This is a genomic window from Pseudomonas putida NBRC 14164 (genome assembly GCF_000412675.1).
Taxonomy (GTDB): domain Bacteria; phylum Pseudomonadota; class Gammaproteobacteria; order Pseudomonadales; family Pseudomonadaceae; genus Aquipseudomonas; species Aquipseudomonas putida.
This window is the reverse complement of record NC_021505.1, coordinates 5,926,959-5,944,141: the sequence shown is the minus strand read 5'-3', so window position 1 is coordinate 5,944,141 and position 17,183 is coordinate 5,926,959. Positions and strand designations below refer to the sequence as shown.

Sequence of the window (17,183 nt, the reverse complement as noted above, 5' to 3'; positions counted from 1 at the left end):
TCTGGGCCGGGCTTTACCGGCCCGGAGCCAGTGAAAGGCAATTGTTGATTGCGGCATCGAAGCTGCGAAGGTAAGTTGCGCGCCGGTTTTGCGTGTGCGGCAGCATTGTCGCGACCCAGGCACTGATTGTGAGGAGCACCCACTTGTCTATTTCTGTATTCCGCAAGGCCTTGATGGCCGGTGCGGGCCTGACGCTGGCATGCAGCGTCCAAGCGGCGCCTACGGTGCACTTTTACAACTGGTCCGACTATATCGGCCCGACCACACTCGCGGACTTCGAGAAAGCAACGGGCATCAAGCCCGTGCAGGACGTGTTCGACTCCAACGAAACCCTGGAAGGCAAGCTGCTGGCCGGTAACACCGGCTATGACGTGGTAGTGCCGTCCAACCATTTCCTCGGCAAGCAGATCAAGGCGGGCGCGTTCCAGAAGCTCGACAAGAGCCTGCTGCCCAATTATGCCAACCTGGATCCGGCGTTGATGAAACGCCTGGAAAAGAACGACCCGGGCAACCAGTACGCCGTGCCTTACCTGTGGGGCACCAACGGCATCGGTTACAACGTCGACAAGGTGAAGGCCGCGCTGGGCGTGGACACCATCGACTCCTGGGCCGTGCTGTTCGAACCCGAGAACATGAAGAAACTCTCCAAGTGCGGCGTGGCCTTCCTCGACTCGGCGGACGAAATGCTGCCGGCGGTGCTCAACTACATGGGCCTCAACCCCAACAGCACCGACCCCAAGGACTATGCAAAAGCCGAGCAGAAGCTGCTGGCCGTGCGCCCGTACGTGACCTACTTCCACTCGTCCAAGTACATCACCGACCTGGCCAACGGCGACATCTGCGTCGCGGCAGGCTTCTCGGGCGATATCTTCCAGGCCAAGGCCCGCGCTGAAGAAGCGAAGAAGGGCGTGAACCTGGCCTACGCCATTCCCAAGGAAGGCGGCAACCTCTGGTTCGACGTGCTGGCGATCCCCGCCGACGCCAAGAACGTCAAAGAGGCCCACGCCTTCATCAACTATTTGCTGAAACCTGAGGTTATCGCCCAGGTCAGTGATTACGTCGGTTACGCCAACCCGAACCCCAAGGCTGGCGACCTGATGGACCAGGCCGTGAGGACTGACGCTGCGGTTTACCCACCGCAGGAAGTGCTGGACAAGATGTTCGTGAATTCAGAGTTGCCGCCCAAGGTGCAACGTTTGATGACCCGTAGCTGGACCAAGGTCAAGTCGGGCAAGTAACAATCCAGGCCCGCCGCCCAAGCAGGGGCGGGCACACAAATCTTGTTGGGAGTTTCACTCATGGCAGTTGCCTCCGGTGCCTATAAGAAAGCCCTCGAGGGTGGCCAGCAACCCAAGCAGGTGCTGGTCAAAATCGACCGGGTCACGAAGAAGTTCGACGAAACCATCGCCGTAGACGATGTGTCACTGGAAATCCGCAAAGGCGAGATCTTCGCCCTGCTGGGTGGCTCCGGTTCCGGCAAATCGACCCTGCTGCGCATGCTGGCCGGCTTCGAGCGCCCTACCGAAGGGCGGATCCTGCTCGACGGCGTCGACATCACCGACATGCCGCCCTACGAGCGGCCTATCAACATGATGTTCCAGTCCTACGCCCTGTTCCCACACATGACCGTGGCACAGAACATCGCCTTCGGCCTGCAGCAGGACAAGCTGCCCAAGGCTGACATCGACGCCCGCGTGGCCGAGATGCTCAAGCTGGTGCACATGACCCAGTACGCCAAGCGCAAGCCGCACCAGCTGTCCGGTGGACAGCGTCAGCGCGTAGCCCTGGCCCGCTCCCTGGCCAAGCGCCCCAAGCTGCTGCTGCTCGACGAGCCGATGGGTGCGCTGGACAAGAAACTGCGTTCGCAGATGCAGCTGGAACTGGTAGAGATCATCGAACGCGTGGGCGTGACCTGCGTGATGGTGACCCACGACCAGGAAGAGGCCATGACCATGGCCCAGCGCATTGCCATCATGCACCTGGGCTGGATTGCCCAGATCGGCTCGCCCGTGGACATCTACGAAACGCCGACCAGCCGCCTGGTGTGCGAGTTCATCGGTAACGTCAACCTCTTCGAAGGTGATGTGGTCGATGATGCCGAAGGCTACGCGATCATTGCCAGCCCGGAGCTTGAGCGCAAGATCTACGTGGGCCACGGCATCACCACCTCGGTGGAAGACAAGCACATCACCTACGCGCTGCGCCCGGAAAAGCTGCTGGTAACCACCAAACAGCCGGATTTCGAGCACAACTGGTCGCGCGGCAAGGTGCACGACATCGCCTACCTGGGTGGCCACTCGGTGTTCTACGTGGAGTTGCCGAGCGGCAAGGTTGTGCAGTCGTTCGTCGCCAACGCCGAGCGCCAGGGTACCCGCCCGACCTGGGGCGATGAAGTGTACGTGTGGTGGGAAGACGACAGCGGCGTGGTACTGCGGTCATGAAACTGCGCAAGCTCAAGCGAGCCTTCCAGCGCCTGACCCCGCGGGGGCGGCACGTGGTGATCGGCGTGCCGTTCATCTGGCTGTTCCTGTTCTTCATGCTGCCGTTCTTCATCGTGCTGAAGATCAGCTTCGCCGAAGCCGACGTGGCGATCCCGCCGTATACCGAGATCTACAGCTACGTCGAAGACAAGATCCAGTTGGTGCTCAACCTGGCCAACTATGGCTTGTTGACCGAGGATGAGCTGTACCTCTCGGCTTACCTGGGCTCGTTGAAGATGGCGTTCTTCAGCACCCTGCTGTGCCTGCTGATCGGCTTCCCGATGGCCTACGCCATTGCCAACGCCAAGAAGGAAACCCAGACCGTCCTGCTGCTGCTGATCATGATGCCGACCTGGACCGCGATCCTGATCCGCGTCTATGCCTGGATGGGCATTCTCAGCAACAACGGCCTGCTCAACGGCTTCCTGATGTGGACCGGGTTGATCGACCAGCCGCTGCAGATCCTCAACACCAACCTGGCGGTGTACATCGGTGTGGTCTATTCGTACCTGCCGTTCATGATCCTGCCGCTGTTCGCCAACCTGGTGAAGCATGACCCGAGCCTGCTTGAGGCTGCATCCGACCTGGGTTCGAGCACCTTCAACAGCTTCTGGAAAATTACCGTGCCGCTGTCGAAAAACGGCATCATCGCCGGCTGCATGCTGGTGTTCATCCCGGTGGTGGGCGAGTTCGTGATCCCTGAACTGCTCGGCGGCCCGGAAACCCTGATGATCGGTAAAGTGCTGTGGCAGGAGTTCTTCAACAACCGTGACTGGCCGGTAGCCTCTGCGCTTGCGGTAGTGATGCTGGCGATCCTGATTGTGCCGATCCTGCTGTTCAACCGCAGCCAGGCCAAAGAAATGGAGGGCCGCGCATGAAACGCTTCAGTTTCTCCAAGCTGATGCTGGTGCTCGGCTTGCTGTTCATCTACCTGCCGATGCTGATCCTGGTGATCTACTCGTTCAACGCCTCCAAACTGGTGACAGTGTGGGGGGGCTGGTCGATCAAGTGGTACGTCGGCCTGCTCGACAACACCCAGTTGATGGGGTCGGTGATGCGCTCGCTGGAAATCGCCTGCTACACGGCGGTGGCGGCGGTGGCGCTGGGTACGCTGGCGGCCTTCGTGCTGACCCGGGTCACCCGCTTCAAGGGCCGTACGCTGTTCGGTGGCCTGGTCACCGCGCCGCTGGTAATGCCTGAAGTGATCACCGGTCTGTCGCTGTTGCTGCTGTTCGTGGCCATGGCGCAGATGATCGGCTGGCCGCAGGAGCGCGGTATCGTCACTATCTGGATCGCCCACACCACGTTCTGTGCGGCGTATGTGGCGGTGGTTGTATCGGCGCGGCTGCGTGAGCTGGACCTGTCGATCGAAGAAGCGGCAATGGACCTGGGTGCCAAGCCGTGGAAGGTGTTCTTCCTGATCACCATCCCGATGATCGCGCCGTCGCTGGCGGCGGGCGGCATGATGTCGTTCGCGCTGTCGCTGGATGACCTGGTGCTGGCCAGCTTCGTGTCCGGCCCGGGTTCGACCACCTTGCCGATGGAAGTGTTCTCGGCAGTGCGCCTGGGCGTGAAGCCGGAGATCAACGCCGTGGCCAGCCTGATCCTGCTGTCGGTGTCGCTGGTGACCTTCTTTGTCTGGTACTTCAGCCGCCGCAGCGAAGAGCGTCGTCGCAAGGCGATTCAGCAGGCGATCGAGGAAGGCGCTGCGGCCAACGCTTCGCAGCCGCAGGTCAAGCGCCCGACACAGGTAGCTGCGTCGGCCTGACCCGGCCCTTTCGCGGCGGTTCGGCCCTTTCGCGCCGAACCGCCGCGAAGGCTCCAGCATCGAATCAAAGCCATACTGCATCCCAGTGTGGATATTCCCGGACACTTCTGACCAATCCAGCCCTCAATGGATTGGCAACAATGTACCGGGCTACATGCACCATGCTTTCCTCCGTTCTCAATGCTCGGTCCTGATACCCAGGCTGCCATACCGGGTCATGCCTAACCCCTGCCTGATGTAATGCGAGACTGGAGCGGGACTTGAACCTGCGCATCAGGGTAGCCAGTGTTGTTCCTTTCAGCTCGATCAGCCAATGCAGATGGTCTGGCATCAGCACCCACGCCAGTGAGCGGCAGGCGTGCTCCTGATCGGCTTGCCGCAATTGGTGAATGACTAACCGGGCATGGTGGAAGTCATCGAATAGCGGCTTGCGCTGATGGGTAACAGTGGTCAGCAGATACAGCCTGCCAAGTTCTGAATAGCGACCACGACGAAGCAGATGGGATTGGGCCCTGGGCATCAGGTTCTTCCTTGAATAGAGATCAACATCCCAAGGTAGTGGCTGTGTTGCACCCCCAGGGAAGCAGATGATTTCTGGATATGGCAGGACCGGCCCTTTCGCGGGTGAACCCGCTCCCACAGGTACTGCACAGGATTCAGCATATGCACGATCTCTGTGGGAGCGGGTTCACCCGCGAAGAGGCCGGCACAGGCTGTGAAAATGCCGAACTGATCCGCGTCAGTGATGTTTATCGAACCCTGAACTACGCTCACAGTCGCATTCCACAAATCATTTGTGCACGAGCAAGGAGCCAGCATGGCGTTGATGCGTCCGCTGTCGGTCGTCTGCCTGGGGCTGCTTTACATGCTCACCGGCTGTAGCAAGGAAGAGGTCCCCGAGACGCTGCCTCGGGTGGGTGTGCAACAGGTCCAGTCCACCGATTTCGCTGCCAGGGTCACCCTGACCGGCGACGTGCAGGCGCGGGTGCAGACTGATCTGTCGTTCCGTGTCGGCGGCAAGATCATTTCGCGCAGCGTCGATGTTGGCGATCACGTCAAGGCCAACCAGGTGCTGGCCCGGCTGGACCCGAAAGACCTGCAGAACAACGTCGACTCGGCCAAGGCCGAAGTATTCGCCGCGCAGGCGCGGGTCACCCAGACCAGCGCCGCCTTCGTGCGCCAGCAAAAACTGCTGCCCAAGGGCTACACCAGCCAGAGCGAATACGATGCTGCCGAGGCCGCGCTGCGCAGCAATCAGAGCGCGCTCAAGGCCGCCCAGGCGCAACTGGCCAATGCCAACGAGCAACTCAGCTACACCGCACTGGTCTCCGAGGCCGCCGGGGTGATCACCGAGCGCCAGGCCGAAGTCGGCCAGGTGGTGCAGGCGACCATGCCGATCTTCAGCCTGGCCGTCGATGGCGACCGCGATGCGGTGTTCAATGTCTACGAGTCGCTGCTGGTGGCGCCGCCCAGCGATGCCGGGGTAGTCGTGAGCCTGCTGGACGACCCCAAGGTCCAGGCGCAGGGTTTCGTGCGCGAAATCACGCCCACGGTGTCGGCGCAAAGCGGCACGGTGCAGGTCAAGGTGGGCCTTAAAGACGTGCCACCCGGCATGCAACTGGGTGCACCAGTCACCGCCTCCACCAATGCCCAGGGCCGGCCCAGCGTCGAACTGCCGTGGTCGGCGCTGACCAAGGCCCTGCATGACCCCGCCGTGTGGGTGGTGGGCGAGGGCGACAAGGTGGAATTGCGCAAAGTCGAAGTCAGCCGTTATCTCACCGGCAAGATTGTGGTCGCCAGCGGCCTGAAGGGCGGCGAAACCGTGGTGGTCACTGGCGGGCAGTTGCTGCACCCCGGCATGCAGGTGCAGAAGGTCGACGCCAAGGCCCAAGGGGGTGAGCTATGAAACGCCTGCTGCTGATGCTGTCGGCCGGCGTATTGCTGGCTGGCTGCAGTAGCGAAGAAGAAGCACCAGAGCCGATTCGGCCGGTGCTGTCGGTCAAGGTCGAACCCCAGGTGCAGTCGCAACTGGGCCGCTTCGCCGGCAGTATCCAGGCGCGTTTTGAAAGTACCTTGGGCTTTCGTGTTTCCGGACGCATTGCCCGGCGTTGGCTGGATGTGGGCGCCCAGGTGAAGCCGGGCGACACCCTGGCCACCCTCGACCCGACCGACCAGCAGAACCAGCTGCGCGCCGCCGAAGGCGACCTGGCCAAGGTGCAGGCGCAGTGGATCAACGCCCAGGCCGATGCCCGTCGCCAGCAACAGCTTTATGACCGCGGCGTTGGCGCCCAGGCCCAGCTGGATATCGCCCAGACCAACCTGAAAACCACCAGCGCAGCGCTGGAGCAGGCGCGCTCTGCGCTCAGCCAGGCCCGTGACCAGCTCGACTACAGCACCCTGCGCACCGACCACGCCGCCGTGATTACCGCCTGGCAGGCCGAAGCCGGGCAAACCGTAACGGCCGGCCAGGCCGTGGTGACCCTGGCCCGTCCGGACGTGAAGGAAGCGGTGATCGACCTGCCCATCGGCCTGGCCGAACAACTGAGCAGTGGCCTGACCTTCACCGTCGCCTCGCAGCTCGACCCCACCATCAACACCACCGCCACGCTGCGCGAACTGGAACCTCAGGCCGACGCCACCACCCGCACCCGCCGCGCCCGCCTGACCTTGGCCGGCACGCCTGCGGCCTTTCACCTGGGCACCGCGATCAGCGTGACCTTGAGCTCGCAAGTCACGCCCCGCAGCGAACTGCCCCGCAGTGCCTTGCTCGAGCGTGACGGCAAGACCCAGGTGTGGGTGATCGATACGCAGCAGAAGACCGTTGCAACCCGTGACGTGGCGCTGATCGAACGCACCGCCGACAGCATCGTGCTGACGTCGGGCGTGCAGCCCGGTGAGCGCGTCGTTACCGCAGGTGTGAACAGCCTGAAGCCTGGCCAGAAGGTCACCTTCGACGAGGATGCGCAATGAAAGGAAGCTTCAACCTCTCCGAATGGGCGCTCAAGCACCAGTCATTCGTGTGGTACCTGATGTTCGTTGGCCTGCTGATGGGGATTTTTTCGTACTTCAACCTCGGGCGTGAGGAAGACCCGTCGTTCACCATCAAAACCATGGTCATCCAGACCCGCTGGCCCGGTGCGACCCAGGACGAAACCCTGTACCAGGTCACCGACCGCATCGAGAAGAAGCTCGAAGAACTCGACTCGCTCGACTACACCAAGAGCTACACCCGCCCCGGTGAATCCACGGTCTACGTCTACCTGCGCGACACCACCAAGGCCAAGGACATTCCGGATATCTGGTACCAGGTGCGCAAGAAGATCCAGGACATTCGTGGCGAATTCCCGGCGGGCATCCAGGGCCCGGGTTTCAACGACGAATTCGGTGATGTATTCGGCTCGATCTATGCCTTTACCGCCGACGGCCTGACCTTGCGCCAACTGCGTGACTACGTGGAACAGGCCCGGGCCGAGGTGCGCGATGTGCCCAACATCGGCAAGATCGAGCTGGTCGGCACTCAGGACGAAGTGCTGTACCTGAACTTCTCCACCCGCAAGCTGGCCGCCCTGGGCATTGACCAGCGCCAGGTGATGCAGGCCCTGCAATCGCAGAACGCGGTGACCCCGGCTGGCGTCATCGAGGCCGGCCCGGAACGTATTTCGGTGCGTACCTCCGGCCAGTTTGCCTCGGAAAAGGACCTGCAAACCGTCAACCTGAGGGTCAACGACCGCTTCTTCCGCCTGGCCGACATCGCCGACATCGAGCGCGGTTACGTCGACCCGCCTTCACCGATGTTCCGCTACAACGGCCAGACGGCGTTGGGCCTGGCCATCGGCATGAAGGCCGGTGGCAACATCCAGGTGTTCGGTGAGGCGCTGAAAAAGCGCATGGACAAAGTGGTCCAGGACTTGCCGATAGGTGTCGGCGTACACACCGTGTCGGATCAGTCCGTGGTGGTCAAGCAAGCGGTCGGCGGCTTTACCAGTGCGCTGTTCGAGGCAGTGGTGATTGTGTTGGCCGTCAGTTTTGTCAGCCTCGGCGTGCGTGCGGGCCTGGTGGTGGCCTGTTCGATCCCGCTGGTGCTGGCCATGGTGTTCGTGTTCATGGAGTACAGCGGCATCACCATGCAGCGGATTTCGCTGGGGGCGTTGATCATTGCGCTGGGCCTGCTGGTGGACGATGCGATGATTACCGTGGAGGTGATGGTCACGCGGCTGGAAATGGGCGAAACCAAGGAGCAGGCGGCGACATTCGCCTACACCTCCACAGCCTTTCCCATGCTGACCGGCACCTTGGTGACCGTGGCGGGTTTTGTGCCTATCGGCCTGAACGCCAGCTCCGCGGGTGAATACACCTTCACCCTGTTCGCGGTGATCGCCGTGGCCCTGATAGTGTCTTGGGTGGTGGCAGTGTTCTTTGCGCCGGTGCTAGGGGTGCATATTCTCAAGAGCGACAAGGTCAAGGCCCATGAGGCCGAGCCTGGCCGTGTCGGACGGGCATTTGAAGGCGGGTTGCTGTGGTGCATGCGCAACCGCTGGTTGACCATCATCGGTACCGTGGTGCTGTTCGCGCTGGCGCTCTTTTGCATGCGCTTCGTGCAGAACCAGTTCTTCCCGTCCTCGGACCGCCCGGAAATTCTCGTCGACCTCAACCTGCCACAGAACGCCTCGATCGAGGAAACGCGCAAGGTGGTCGACCGCTTCGAGGCGCGGATCAAGGACGACCCGGACCTGGTGCACTGGAGCACTTACATTGGTCAGGGGGCGGTCCGCTTCTACCTGCCCCTCGACCAGCAGTTGCAGAACCCTTACTACGCGCAGCTGGTGATTGTCAGCAAAGGCTTCGAAGAGCGCCAGGGCATGATGGAGCGTCTGCAGAAGATCCTGCATGAAGAGTTCGTCGGCATTGGCTCCAATGTGCAGTCGCTGGAAATGGGCCCGCCTGTAGGGCGGCCGATCCAGTACCGGGTCAGTGGTCCTGATATCGATCAGGTGCGCAAGCACGCGATCGAACTGGCCACCTTGCTTGACCAGAACAAGCACATCGGCGAGATGATCTACGACTGGAACGAGCCGGGTAAGGTGCTGCGGGTGGAAATCGCCCAGGACAAGGCACGCCAGCTGGGGCTGTCGTCGGAAGACGTGGCCAATGTGATGAACAGCATCGTCAGTGGCGTGCAGATCACCCAGGTCAACGACAACATCTACCTGGTGGACGTGGTCGCGCGGGCCGAAGACAGTGAGCGCGGCTCGCCCGATACCCTGCAGAACCTGCAGATTCTCACCCCCAATGGAACTTCGATCCCGCTGCTGTCATTCGCTACCGTGCGCTACGAGCTGGAGCAGCCGCTGGTGTGGCGCCGGGATCGCAAGCCGACCATCACCCTCAAGGCTTCGGTCACTGGCGAGATCCAGCCCACCGACCTGGTGGCGCAGCTCAAGCCGAAGATCGATGAGTTCGCCAGCCAGCTGCCGGTCGGTTACGAAGTGGCCACTGGCGGTACGGTGGAGGAGAGCAGCAAGGCCCAGGGCCCGATCGCCAAGGTCATTCCGCTGATGCTGTTCCTGATGGCGACCTTCCTGATGATCCAGCTGCACAGCGTGCAGAAGCTGTTCCTGGTGGTCAGCGTGGCGCCGCTGGGGTTGATCGGTGTAGTGCTGGCGCTGGTGCCCACCGGTACCCCGATGGGCTTCGTGGCGATCCTCGGCATCCTGGCGCTGGCGGGCATCATCATTCGTAACTCGGTGATTCTGGTGACCCAGATCGACGAGTTCGAAGCCCAGGGCTTCTCGCCTTGGGATGCGGTAGTGGAAGCCACCAACCATCGGCGCCGTCCAATCCTGCTGACTGCGGCGGCGGCCAGCCTGGGCATGATCCCGATTGCCCGCGAGGTGTTCTGGGGGCCGATGGCTTACGCCATGATTGGCGGGATCATCGTTGCCACCCTGCTGACGCTGCTGTTCCTGCCGGCCTTGTATGTGGCCTGGTACAAGATCCGCGAGCCTGAAAACAGCACTAAAACCCAACACTGAACCCTGTGGGAGCGGGCGTGCCCGCGAATGCGATGGTGGATTCACTGTCGCATTCGCGGGCACGCCCGCTCCCACAGAGGCATTTGAGCACCTGTAAAATCACGATTTGAATTTGGTTATATAAACATTCTTAAACAGTATTTTTAAGAATAACTCCGCCTCACTACTATTGCCCTCAAGCCAGGCGCAAATCCCCTTCAAACCTCTGCCCGGCACCCTCACTCCAAGGAGAACGAGCATGAGTGCATCTCTGCGTAGCATCGACGGTCAGGACGAAGCCACCATTCTGCGTGAAATCCAGAGCGCCTTGCGCGACCTGCGGTTTGGTGCGGTGGAGATCACTGTGCACAACGCTCAGGTCGTACAGATCGAGCGCAAGGAGAAGTTCCGCCTGCAACAGCCCGGCAACAAGTCCGGCTGATCGCGCCTCACCTCCAAAATTAGAAAAATGCCAATCGGGAGCTTCACCATGTCCATTCGCCGTTATGCGCTTGCCGCTCTGGCCAGTGCTGTTTTTGCCGGTTCCGCCATCGCCAAGGACTACGAACTGCTGAACGTGTCCTACGACCCGACCCGCGAGCTGTACCAGCAGTACAACGCCGAGTTCATCAAGCACTGGCAGCAGGCCCACCCGGGCGACAAGGTGAAGATCCAGCAATCCCATGGTGGCTCGGGCAAGCAGGCCCGTGCGGTGATCGACGGCCTGCGCGCCGACGTGGTGACCCTGGCCCTGGCCGGCGACATCGACGAAGTGGCCAAGCTCGGCAAGACCCTGCCGGACAACTGGCAGACCCGCCTGCCGGATGCCAGCACCCCGTACACCTCGACCATCGTGTTCCTGGTGCGCAAGGGCAACCCGAAAGGCATCAAGGACTGGGGCGACCTGATCAAGAAGGACGTTTCGGTCATTACCCCGAACCCGAAAACCTCCGGCGGTGCGCGCTGGAACTTCCTGGCGGCCTGGGCCTATGGCCTGAAAGCCGGTGGTAGCGAAGACAAGGCCAAAGCCTACGTGCAGGAGCTGTTCAAGCACGTACCCGTACTGGATACCGGCGCCCGTGGCTCGACAATCACCTTCGTCAACAACGGCCAAGGCGATGTGTTGCTGGCTTGGGAAAACGAAGCGTTCCTGGCGCTGAAGGAAGACGGTGGCGCCGACAAGTTCGACATCGTCGTACCGTCGCTGTCGATCCTGGCCGAACCGCCCGTGGCGGTGGTGGACAAGAACGCCGAGAAGAAGGGCAATACCGACATTGCCACCGAATACCTCAAGCACCTGTACAGCCCGGCCGGGCAGAAGATTGCCGCCGAGAACTTCTACCGTCCGCGTGACGAGAAGGTCGCCGCCGAATTCGGCAAGCAATTCCCGAAACTGGACCTGGTAACCATCGACAAGGACTTCGGTGGCTGGAAAACTGCACAACCCAAATTCTTCAATGATGGCGGTGTGTTCGACCAGATCTATCAGGCACAGTAAACGCCAGGGAAAAGCGGGGGCCGCCTTGCGGCCCATTTGCGGCACAAGGCCGCTCCCACACAGAGCCGCGATCCCCTGTGGAACCGCGATCGCTGTGGGAGCGGCCTTGTGCCGCGAATGGGCTGCAAAGCAGCCCCAGGATTCAGAAGCCTGCACCGGCCCCGGATCGATACTGGGCCAAGTGCATTCAACCAGGGACACTTATGTCGCGTCGTATTTCCCCCGTCATACCCGGCTTCGGGCTGACGCTGGGCTACACCTTGGTGTACCTCAGCCTGATCGTGCTGATACCGCTGGCAGCCATGTTCATTCATGCCTCGCAGCTGACCTGGGAGCAGTTCTGGAACATCATCAGTGCGCCGCGGGTGATCGCCGCGCTCAAGCTGAGTTTCGGCACCGCCCTGTTCGCCGCCATCATCAACGGGGTGATCGGCACCCTGCTGGCCTGGGTGCTGGTGCGCTACACCTTCCCTGGGCGCAAGATCATCGACGCGATGATCGACCTGCCGTTCGCCCTGCCCACCGCCGTTGCCGGTATCGCCCTGACTGCCCTGTACGCGCCTGCGGGCTGGGTTGGCCAGTTCGCCACCGACCTTGGCTTCAAGATTGCCTACACCCCGCTGGGCATCACCCTGGCGCTGACCTTCGTCACCTTGCCCTTCGTGGTGCGCACGGTGCAGCCGGTACTGGCCGATATCCCGCGTGAAGTGGAAGAGGCTGCGGCCTGCCTGGGAGCCAAGCCGCTGCAGGTGTTCCGCCACATACTGGCGCCAGCCCTGCTGCCGGCCTGGCTCACCGGCTTTGCCCTGGCCTTCGCCCGCGGCGTGGGCGAGTATGGTTCGGTGATCTTCATTGCCGGCAACATGCCGATGAAGACCGAGATCCTGCCGCTGCTGATCATGGTCAAGCTCGACCAGTACGACTACACCGGCGCGACTGCCATCGGCGTGCTGATGCTGGTTGTTTCCTTCATCCTGCTGCTGCTGATCAACCTGCTGCAGCGCCGCATCGAAACCCCTTGAAGGAGGCCGGCATGTCCAGTTCATCCCTGAGTGCAAGCGCCGCCGCCAACGCAGCCCGCCGTGGCAGTGCTACCTCGCGGCGTATTCTCATCGGCCTTGGCTGGCTGGTGTTCGCCCTGTTCCTGCTGCTGCCGCTGGTGATCGTGGTGTCGCAGGCGCTGAAGAACGGTTTTGGCACCTTCTTCGAGGCGATCTTCGAGCCTGATGCCTTGTCGGCGCTGAAGCTGACCCTGCTCGCCGTAGCCATTTCGGTACCGTTGAACCTGGTGTTCGGTGTCAGCGCCGCCTGGTGCGTCAGCAAGTACACCTTCCGTGGCAAAAGTATCCTGGTCACCCTTATCGACCTGCCGTTCTCGGTATCGCCGGTAATCGCCGGCCTGGTCTACGTGCTGATGTTCGGCGCGCAGGGGCTGTTCGGGCCCTGGCTGCAGGACCATGACATCCAGATCGTCTTCGCCCTCCCGGGCATCGTCCTGGCGACCATTTTCGTCACCGTGCCATTCGTGGCCCGTGAGCTGATCCCGCTGATGCAGGAGCAGGGCACGCAAGAAGAGGAGGCCGCGCGTCTGCTCGGCGCCAATGGCTGGCAAATGTTCTGGCACGTGACTTTGCCCAACATCAAATGGGGGCTGATCTATGGCGTGGTGCTGTGTACTGCACGGGCCATGGGCGAGTTTGGCGCAGTGTCGGTGGTGTCGGGCCACATTCGTGGCGTGACCAACACCTTGCCGCTGCACGTAGAGATCCTCTACAACGAGTACAACCACGTCGCAGCCTTCAGCGTGGCCAGCCTGTTGCTGATCCTGGCGCTCTTCATCCTGCTGCTCAAGCAGTGGAGCGAGAACCGTATTAACCGCCTGCGCCACAGCGCCGCGGAGGAATGATTCATGTCGATCGAAGTTCGTAATGTCAGCAAGCGCTTCAACAGCTTCCAGGCCCTGAACAACATCAACCTGGACATCAACAGCGGCGAGCTGGTGGCGCTGCTGGGCCCGTCCGGCTGTGGCAAGACCACCCTGCTGCGCATCATCGCCGGCCTGGAAACCCCGGACCAGGGCAACATCGTGTTCCATGGCGAGGATGTGTCCGGCCACGACGTGCGTGACCGCAACGTCGGGTTCGTGTTCCAGCACTACGCGCTCTTCCGCCACATGAGCGTGTTCGACAACGTCGCCTTCGGCCTGCGCATGAAGCCCAAGGGCGAGCGCCCGAGCGAGAGCAAGATTGCCGAGAAAGTGCACGAGCTGCTGAACATGGTGCAGCTGGACTGGTTGTCCGACCGCTACCCGGAGCAGCTGTCTGGCGGCCAGCGCCAGCGTATCGCCCTGGCCCGCGCCCTGGCCGTGGAGCCCAAGGTGCTGCTGCTGGACGAGCCGTTCGGTGCGCTGGACGCCAAGGTGCGCAAGGAGCTGCGCCGTTGGCTGGCGCGGCTGCACGAAGACATCAACCTGACGTCGGTGTTCGTCACCCACGACCAGGAAGAGGCCATGGAAGTTGCTGACCGCATCGTGGTCATGAACAAGGGCGTGATCGAGCAGATCGGCTCGCCGGGCGAGGTGTACGAAAAGCCCGCCAACGATTTCGTCTACCACTTCCTGGGCGATTCCAACCGCCTGGCGGTGAGCGAAGGGCACCATGTGCTGTTCCGCCCGCACGAGGTGTCGCTGTCGCGGCATGAGACAGAAGGGCACCATGCTGCCGAGGTGCGGGATATCCGGCCGCTGGGCGCTACCACGCGGGTGACCTTGAAGGTGGAAGGGCAGAGCGAGTTGATCGAGGCCGAGGTGGTCAAGGACCATGACAGCCTGACCGGGCTGGCGCGGGGCGAGACGTTGTTCTTCCGGCCGAAGGTTTGGCAGAAGGTGGCGGATATCTGAGCCGCCCTTGAAGATGAAAAAGCCCGGGCTTGGTTCCGGGCTTTTTTTCGCCTGACAGATTGCCGGGGCTGTGTGCCGCGGCCAAATGTGGGAGCTGGCTTGCCGGCGATCAAGGGCGCAGCCCTCGCGGCATTCTCATGCCTTGCGCGAATATTTTGCATGCCGACAATGCATCGCACTTATCCCTGAAAGCCGCAGGCCGCGCAATTCGCGGGTTTCACGCTCCCCCTAGAAAACAATATTCAATCCAGTTCTAACCATAATTTTAAACATTACTTTAAGAGATAAGCCTCTGGCCCCGATGATTCAGCCACACACCTGAATCGAGACCCCAGGAGTTTGATCAATGGGTAATGTCCAGTCGGCCGTCAGGGCCTACGACCAGCCATGGCGCCCGGCCCCGGGTGACCTGGTCGAGCTTGGACGCACGCTTCGCCTCCCGCTTGGCCAGCTGCGCCTGCAACGCACGCCCGTCAGCGGGCTCAAGCGCCGCGACAAGCTGGTGTTGGGCCTGCTGGTGCTGGTGCTGCATGGCGCTGCAGCGTACTGGGTCAGCCAGGCGCCAACGCCCGAGCTGCCAGTGGTGCCGCCACAGGTGCCGCCCATGACCATCGAGTTCGCAGCGCCAGCGCCGCCCGTGGTCGAACCACCGCCGCCAGCGCCCGCGCCGCCTGTGGTCGAGCCGCCCCCGCCACCACCGGTAGTCGACGAACTGGCCGCCAAGCCCAAACCCAAGCCAAAGCCCGTGCCCAAGCCTGTGGTCAAGCAAGCGCCCAAGCCACAGCCCAAACCGGTGGAGGCACCACCGCCAGCGCCGGTGGCCGCCCCCGCACCGCCTGCGCCAGCGCCACCCGCGCCGGCCCCGATAACCCCGGCATCGGCCAACGCCGCGTACCTGAAGAACCCGGCACCGGAATACCCGCAAATGGCCCAGCGCCGTGGTTGGGAAGGCACCGTGCTGTTGCGCGTAGAGGTGCTGCCAAGCGGCAAGCCCGGGCAGATCCAGATACAGAAAAGCAGTGGCCGTGACGCCCTCGACACTGCCGCGCTGGCCGCGGTCAAGCGCTGGAGCTTCGTGCCCGCCAAGCAGGGCGATGTGGCCCAGACCGGCTGGGTCAGCGTGCCGATCGATTTCAAGCTTCGCTAACTATTTCGCAGAACACAGGAAGACACCATCATGAGCCTGCTGGCATCCCCCCTCGAATCCGTTGAAAGCGCAGTCATCTGGCTGCTGGTCGGTTTCTCTGTCGTCACCTGGGGCCTGGCCCTGGTCAAGGTCGCGCAGTTCGTGCGGCTGAAAAACCAGGACAAGCGCTTCCACCAGCAGTTCTGGGCTGCCTCCAGCCTGGACTCGGCTGCCGAACTCAGCCATGAGCTGCCCGGCCCGGCGGCCCGCGTTGCCCAGTCCGGCTATGCCGCGATTGCCGTTGGTGATACCCAGGCCAATGACCTGAGCCACGCCATCAACCATCAGGACCGCCTGGAGCGCGCCCTGCGTCAGCAGATCGTGCGTGAGCGCCGCTCGCTGGAAACCGGCCTGGCGGTGGTCGCCAGTATCGGCAGCACCTCGCCCTTCATCGGCCTGTTCGGCACCGTGTGGGGCATCATGGAAGCGCTCAAGGGCATCAGTGCGGCCGGCTCCGCCAGCCTGGAAACTGTTGCTGGGCCCATCGGTGCGGCACTGGTGGCTACCGGTGTGGGTATCGCCGTCGCGGTGCCGGCAGTGCTGGTGTACAACTACTTCCTGCGTCGCCTCAAGCTGACTGCTGCCGACCTGGATGACTTCGCCCACGACTTCTACAGCCTGGCGCAGAAGAGTGCCTTCCGTGTGCTGGTGCACCCTGCTGTGCAAAAAGCCCAGCCTGGTTTCACCCAACCCGTGAAGGAGGCGTCCTGATATGGCCTTTTCGACCCAGGACAGCGACGAAGTCCTCAGTGAAATCAACGTCACGCCTTTGGTAGACGTCATGCTGGTGCTGCTGGTGGTGTTCATCGTCACCGCGCCGCTGCTGACCAACGCCATCCCTATCAACCTGCCCAAGACCGAGGCCGTGGCCCCGGTGGAGCAGAAGGACCCGCTGGTGGTCAGCATCGACGGTGAAGGCAAGCTGTTCATCAACAAGGACCAGATCCAGCCCGACCTGCTGGAAACCAACCTCAAGGCTGCCAAGGACAAGGACGCGGACGTGCGCGTGCAACTGCAGGCCGATGACGGCGTGAACTACGGCGAAGTGGCGCGGGCCATGGCAGCCATCGAACGTGCGGGTATCAGCAAACTGGCGGTGATAACCGCGCGCTGATACCTGCAAAACCTCTTCAGGCAAGTGACTCTCGCAAGTGCGTTGGGGCCATATCTCTTGGCAGGGGTTGGCCCTTTTTTTTGCCTGTGAGGGCCCTATCGCCGGCAAGCCAGCTCCCACAGGTATTGTGCTGCCCTGAGGCTGTGTGCAGTCCCTGTGGGAGCTGGCTTGCCGGCGATAGGGCCATCGACAGAAATTACATATAGTTATTAATAAATAGCTTCTTA

Annotated in this window: 16 protein-coding genes; 15 read left to right on the top strand and 1 reads right to left on the bottom strand. The window is 62.1% G+C overall.

Annotation, left to right across the window (positions count from 1 at the left end):
* Window positions 1-143: 143 nt before the first annotated feature.
* Genes PP4_RS26465 through PP4_RS26450 form a run of 4 tightly spaced genes read left to right on the top strand, consistent with a single transcriptional unit; the run spans window position 144 to window position 4,248 of the window.
* Window positions 144-1,238, top strand: a complete 1,095-nt coding sequence (locus tag PP4_RS26465) for a polyamine ABC transporter substrate-binding protein (RefSeq protein WP_041167936.1) — start codon at window positions 144-146, stop codon at window positions 1,236-1,238.
* Window positions 1,239-1,298: 60 nt separating this feature from the next.
* Entirely contained in the window at window positions 1,299-2,441 is a 1,143-nt protein-coding gene (potA, locus tag PP4_RS26460) for a polyamine ABC transporter ATP-binding protein (protein WP_016502141.1), read from the top strand.
* Window positions 2,438-3,358, top strand: a complete 921-nt coding sequence (locus tag PP4_RS26455) for an ABC transporter permease subunit (RefSeq protein ID WP_016489722.1) — start codon at window positions 2,438-2,440, stop codon at window positions 3,356-3,358. Before potA ends, PP4_RS26455 begins: the two co-directional genes overlap by 4 nt.
* Window positions 3,355-4,248, top strand: coding sequence for an ABC transporter permease subunit (locus PP4_RS26450; RefSeq protein ID WP_016489721.1), 894 nt, complete (start codon window positions 3,355-3,357; stop codon window positions 4,246-4,248). The genes PP4_RS26455 and PP4_RS26450 overlap by 4 nt, the downstream gene beginning before the upstream one ends.
* Before the next feature lie 64 nt (window positions 4,249-4,312).
* On the opposite strand, the gene PP4_RS26445 is transcribed toward PP4_RS26450, so the two are convergent.
* Complete coding sequence (locus PP4_RS26445) at window positions 4,313-4,768, bottom strand: REP-associated tyrosine transposase (protein ID WP_016502140.1); 456 nt, start codon at window positions 4,766-4,768, stop codon at window positions 4,313-4,315.
* Window positions 4,769-5,065: 297 nt separating this feature from the next.
* Here PP4_RS26445 and PP4_RS26435 point away from each other — a divergent pair, with 297 nt between their 5' ends.
* From PP4_RS26435 to PP4_RS26385, 11 genes are all read left to right on the top strand, one after another.
* The gene (locus PP4_RS26435; RefSeq protein ID WP_016502139.1) at window positions 5,066-6,154 is read left to right on the top strand and encodes an efflux RND transporter periplasmic adaptor subunit; all 1,089 of its coding nucleotides are present in this window, start codon (window positions 5,066-5,068) and stop codon (window positions 6,152-6,154) included.
* Window positions 6,151-7,218, top strand: a complete 1,068-nt coding sequence (locus tag PP4_RS26430; RefSeq protein WP_016502138.1) for an efflux RND transporter periplasmic adaptor subunit — start codon at window positions 6,151-6,153, stop codon at window positions 7,216-7,218. Before PP4_RS26435 ends, PP4_RS26430 begins: the two co-directional genes overlap by 4 nt.
* The gene (locus PP4_RS26425) at window positions 7,215-10,280 is read left to right on the top strand and encodes an efflux RND transporter permease subunit (RefSeq protein ID WP_016502137.1); all 3,066 of its coding nucleotides are present in this window, start codon (window positions 7,215-7,217) and stop codon (window positions 10,278-10,280) included. The genes PP4_RS26430 and PP4_RS26425 overlap by 4 nt, the downstream gene beginning before the upstream one ends.
* Before the next feature lie 238 nt (window positions 10,281-10,518).
* Window positions 10,519-10,701 carry a sulfur starvation response protein OscA gene (oscA, locus tag PP4_RS26420; protein ID WP_016489716.1) on the top strand — a complete coding sequence of 61 codons (183 nt, stop codon included), beginning with the start codon at window positions 10,519-10,521 and terminating at the stop codon, window positions 10,699-10,701.
* A 48-nt stretch (window positions 10,702-10,749) separates the two neighbouring features.
* Window positions 10,750-11,757: a sulfate ABC transporter substrate-binding protein gene (locus PP4_RS26415; RefSeq protein WP_016502136.1), complete on the top strand. Its 1,008-nt coding sequence runs from the start codon at window positions 10,750-10,752 to the stop codon at window positions 11,755-11,757.
* Window positions 11,758-11,960: 203 nt separating this feature from the next.
* Window positions 11,961-12,779: a sulfate ABC transporter permease subunit CysT gene (gene cysT / locus PP4_RS26410; RefSeq protein ID WP_012274724.1), complete on the top strand. Its 819-nt coding sequence runs from the start codon at window positions 11,961-11,963 to the stop codon at window positions 12,777-12,779.
* A gap of 11 nt (window positions 12,780-12,790) precedes the next feature.
* Window positions 12,791-13,663, top strand: a complete 873-nt coding sequence (cysW, locus tag PP4_RS26405; RefSeq protein WP_016502135.1) for a sulfate ABC transporter permease subunit CysW — start codon at window positions 12,791-12,793, stop codon at window positions 13,661-13,663.
* A gap of 3 nt (window positions 13,664-13,666) precedes the next feature.
* Window positions 13,667-14,656, top strand: a complete 990-nt coding sequence (locus PP4_RS26400) for a sulfate/molybdate ABC transporter ATP-binding protein (RefSeq protein ID WP_016502134.1) — start codon at window positions 13,667-13,669, stop codon at window positions 14,654-14,656.
* A 346-nt stretch (window positions 14,657-15,002) separates the two neighbouring features.
* On the top strand, window positions 15,003-15,803 hold the full coding sequence (locus PP4_RS26395) for an energy transducer TonB (protein WP_016502133.1): 801 nt from the start codon (window positions 15,003-15,005) through the stop codon (window positions 15,801-15,803).
* 30 nt (window positions 15,804-15,833) lie between these two features.
* Window positions 15,834-16,553 (top strand): MotA/TolQ/ExbB proton channel family protein, encoded by a 720-nt coding sequence (locus tag PP4_RS26390; RefSeq protein ID WP_016502132.1) that lies wholly within the window; start codon window positions 15,834-15,836, stop codon window positions 16,551-16,553.
* A gap of 1 nt (window position 16,554) precedes the next feature.
* A complete protein-coding gene (locus PP4_RS26385; protein WP_012274719.1) occupies window positions 16,555-16,956 on the top strand; it encodes an ExbD/TolR family protein in 402 nt (133 codons plus the stop codon).
* Window positions 16,957-17,183: the final 227 nt, after the last annotated feature.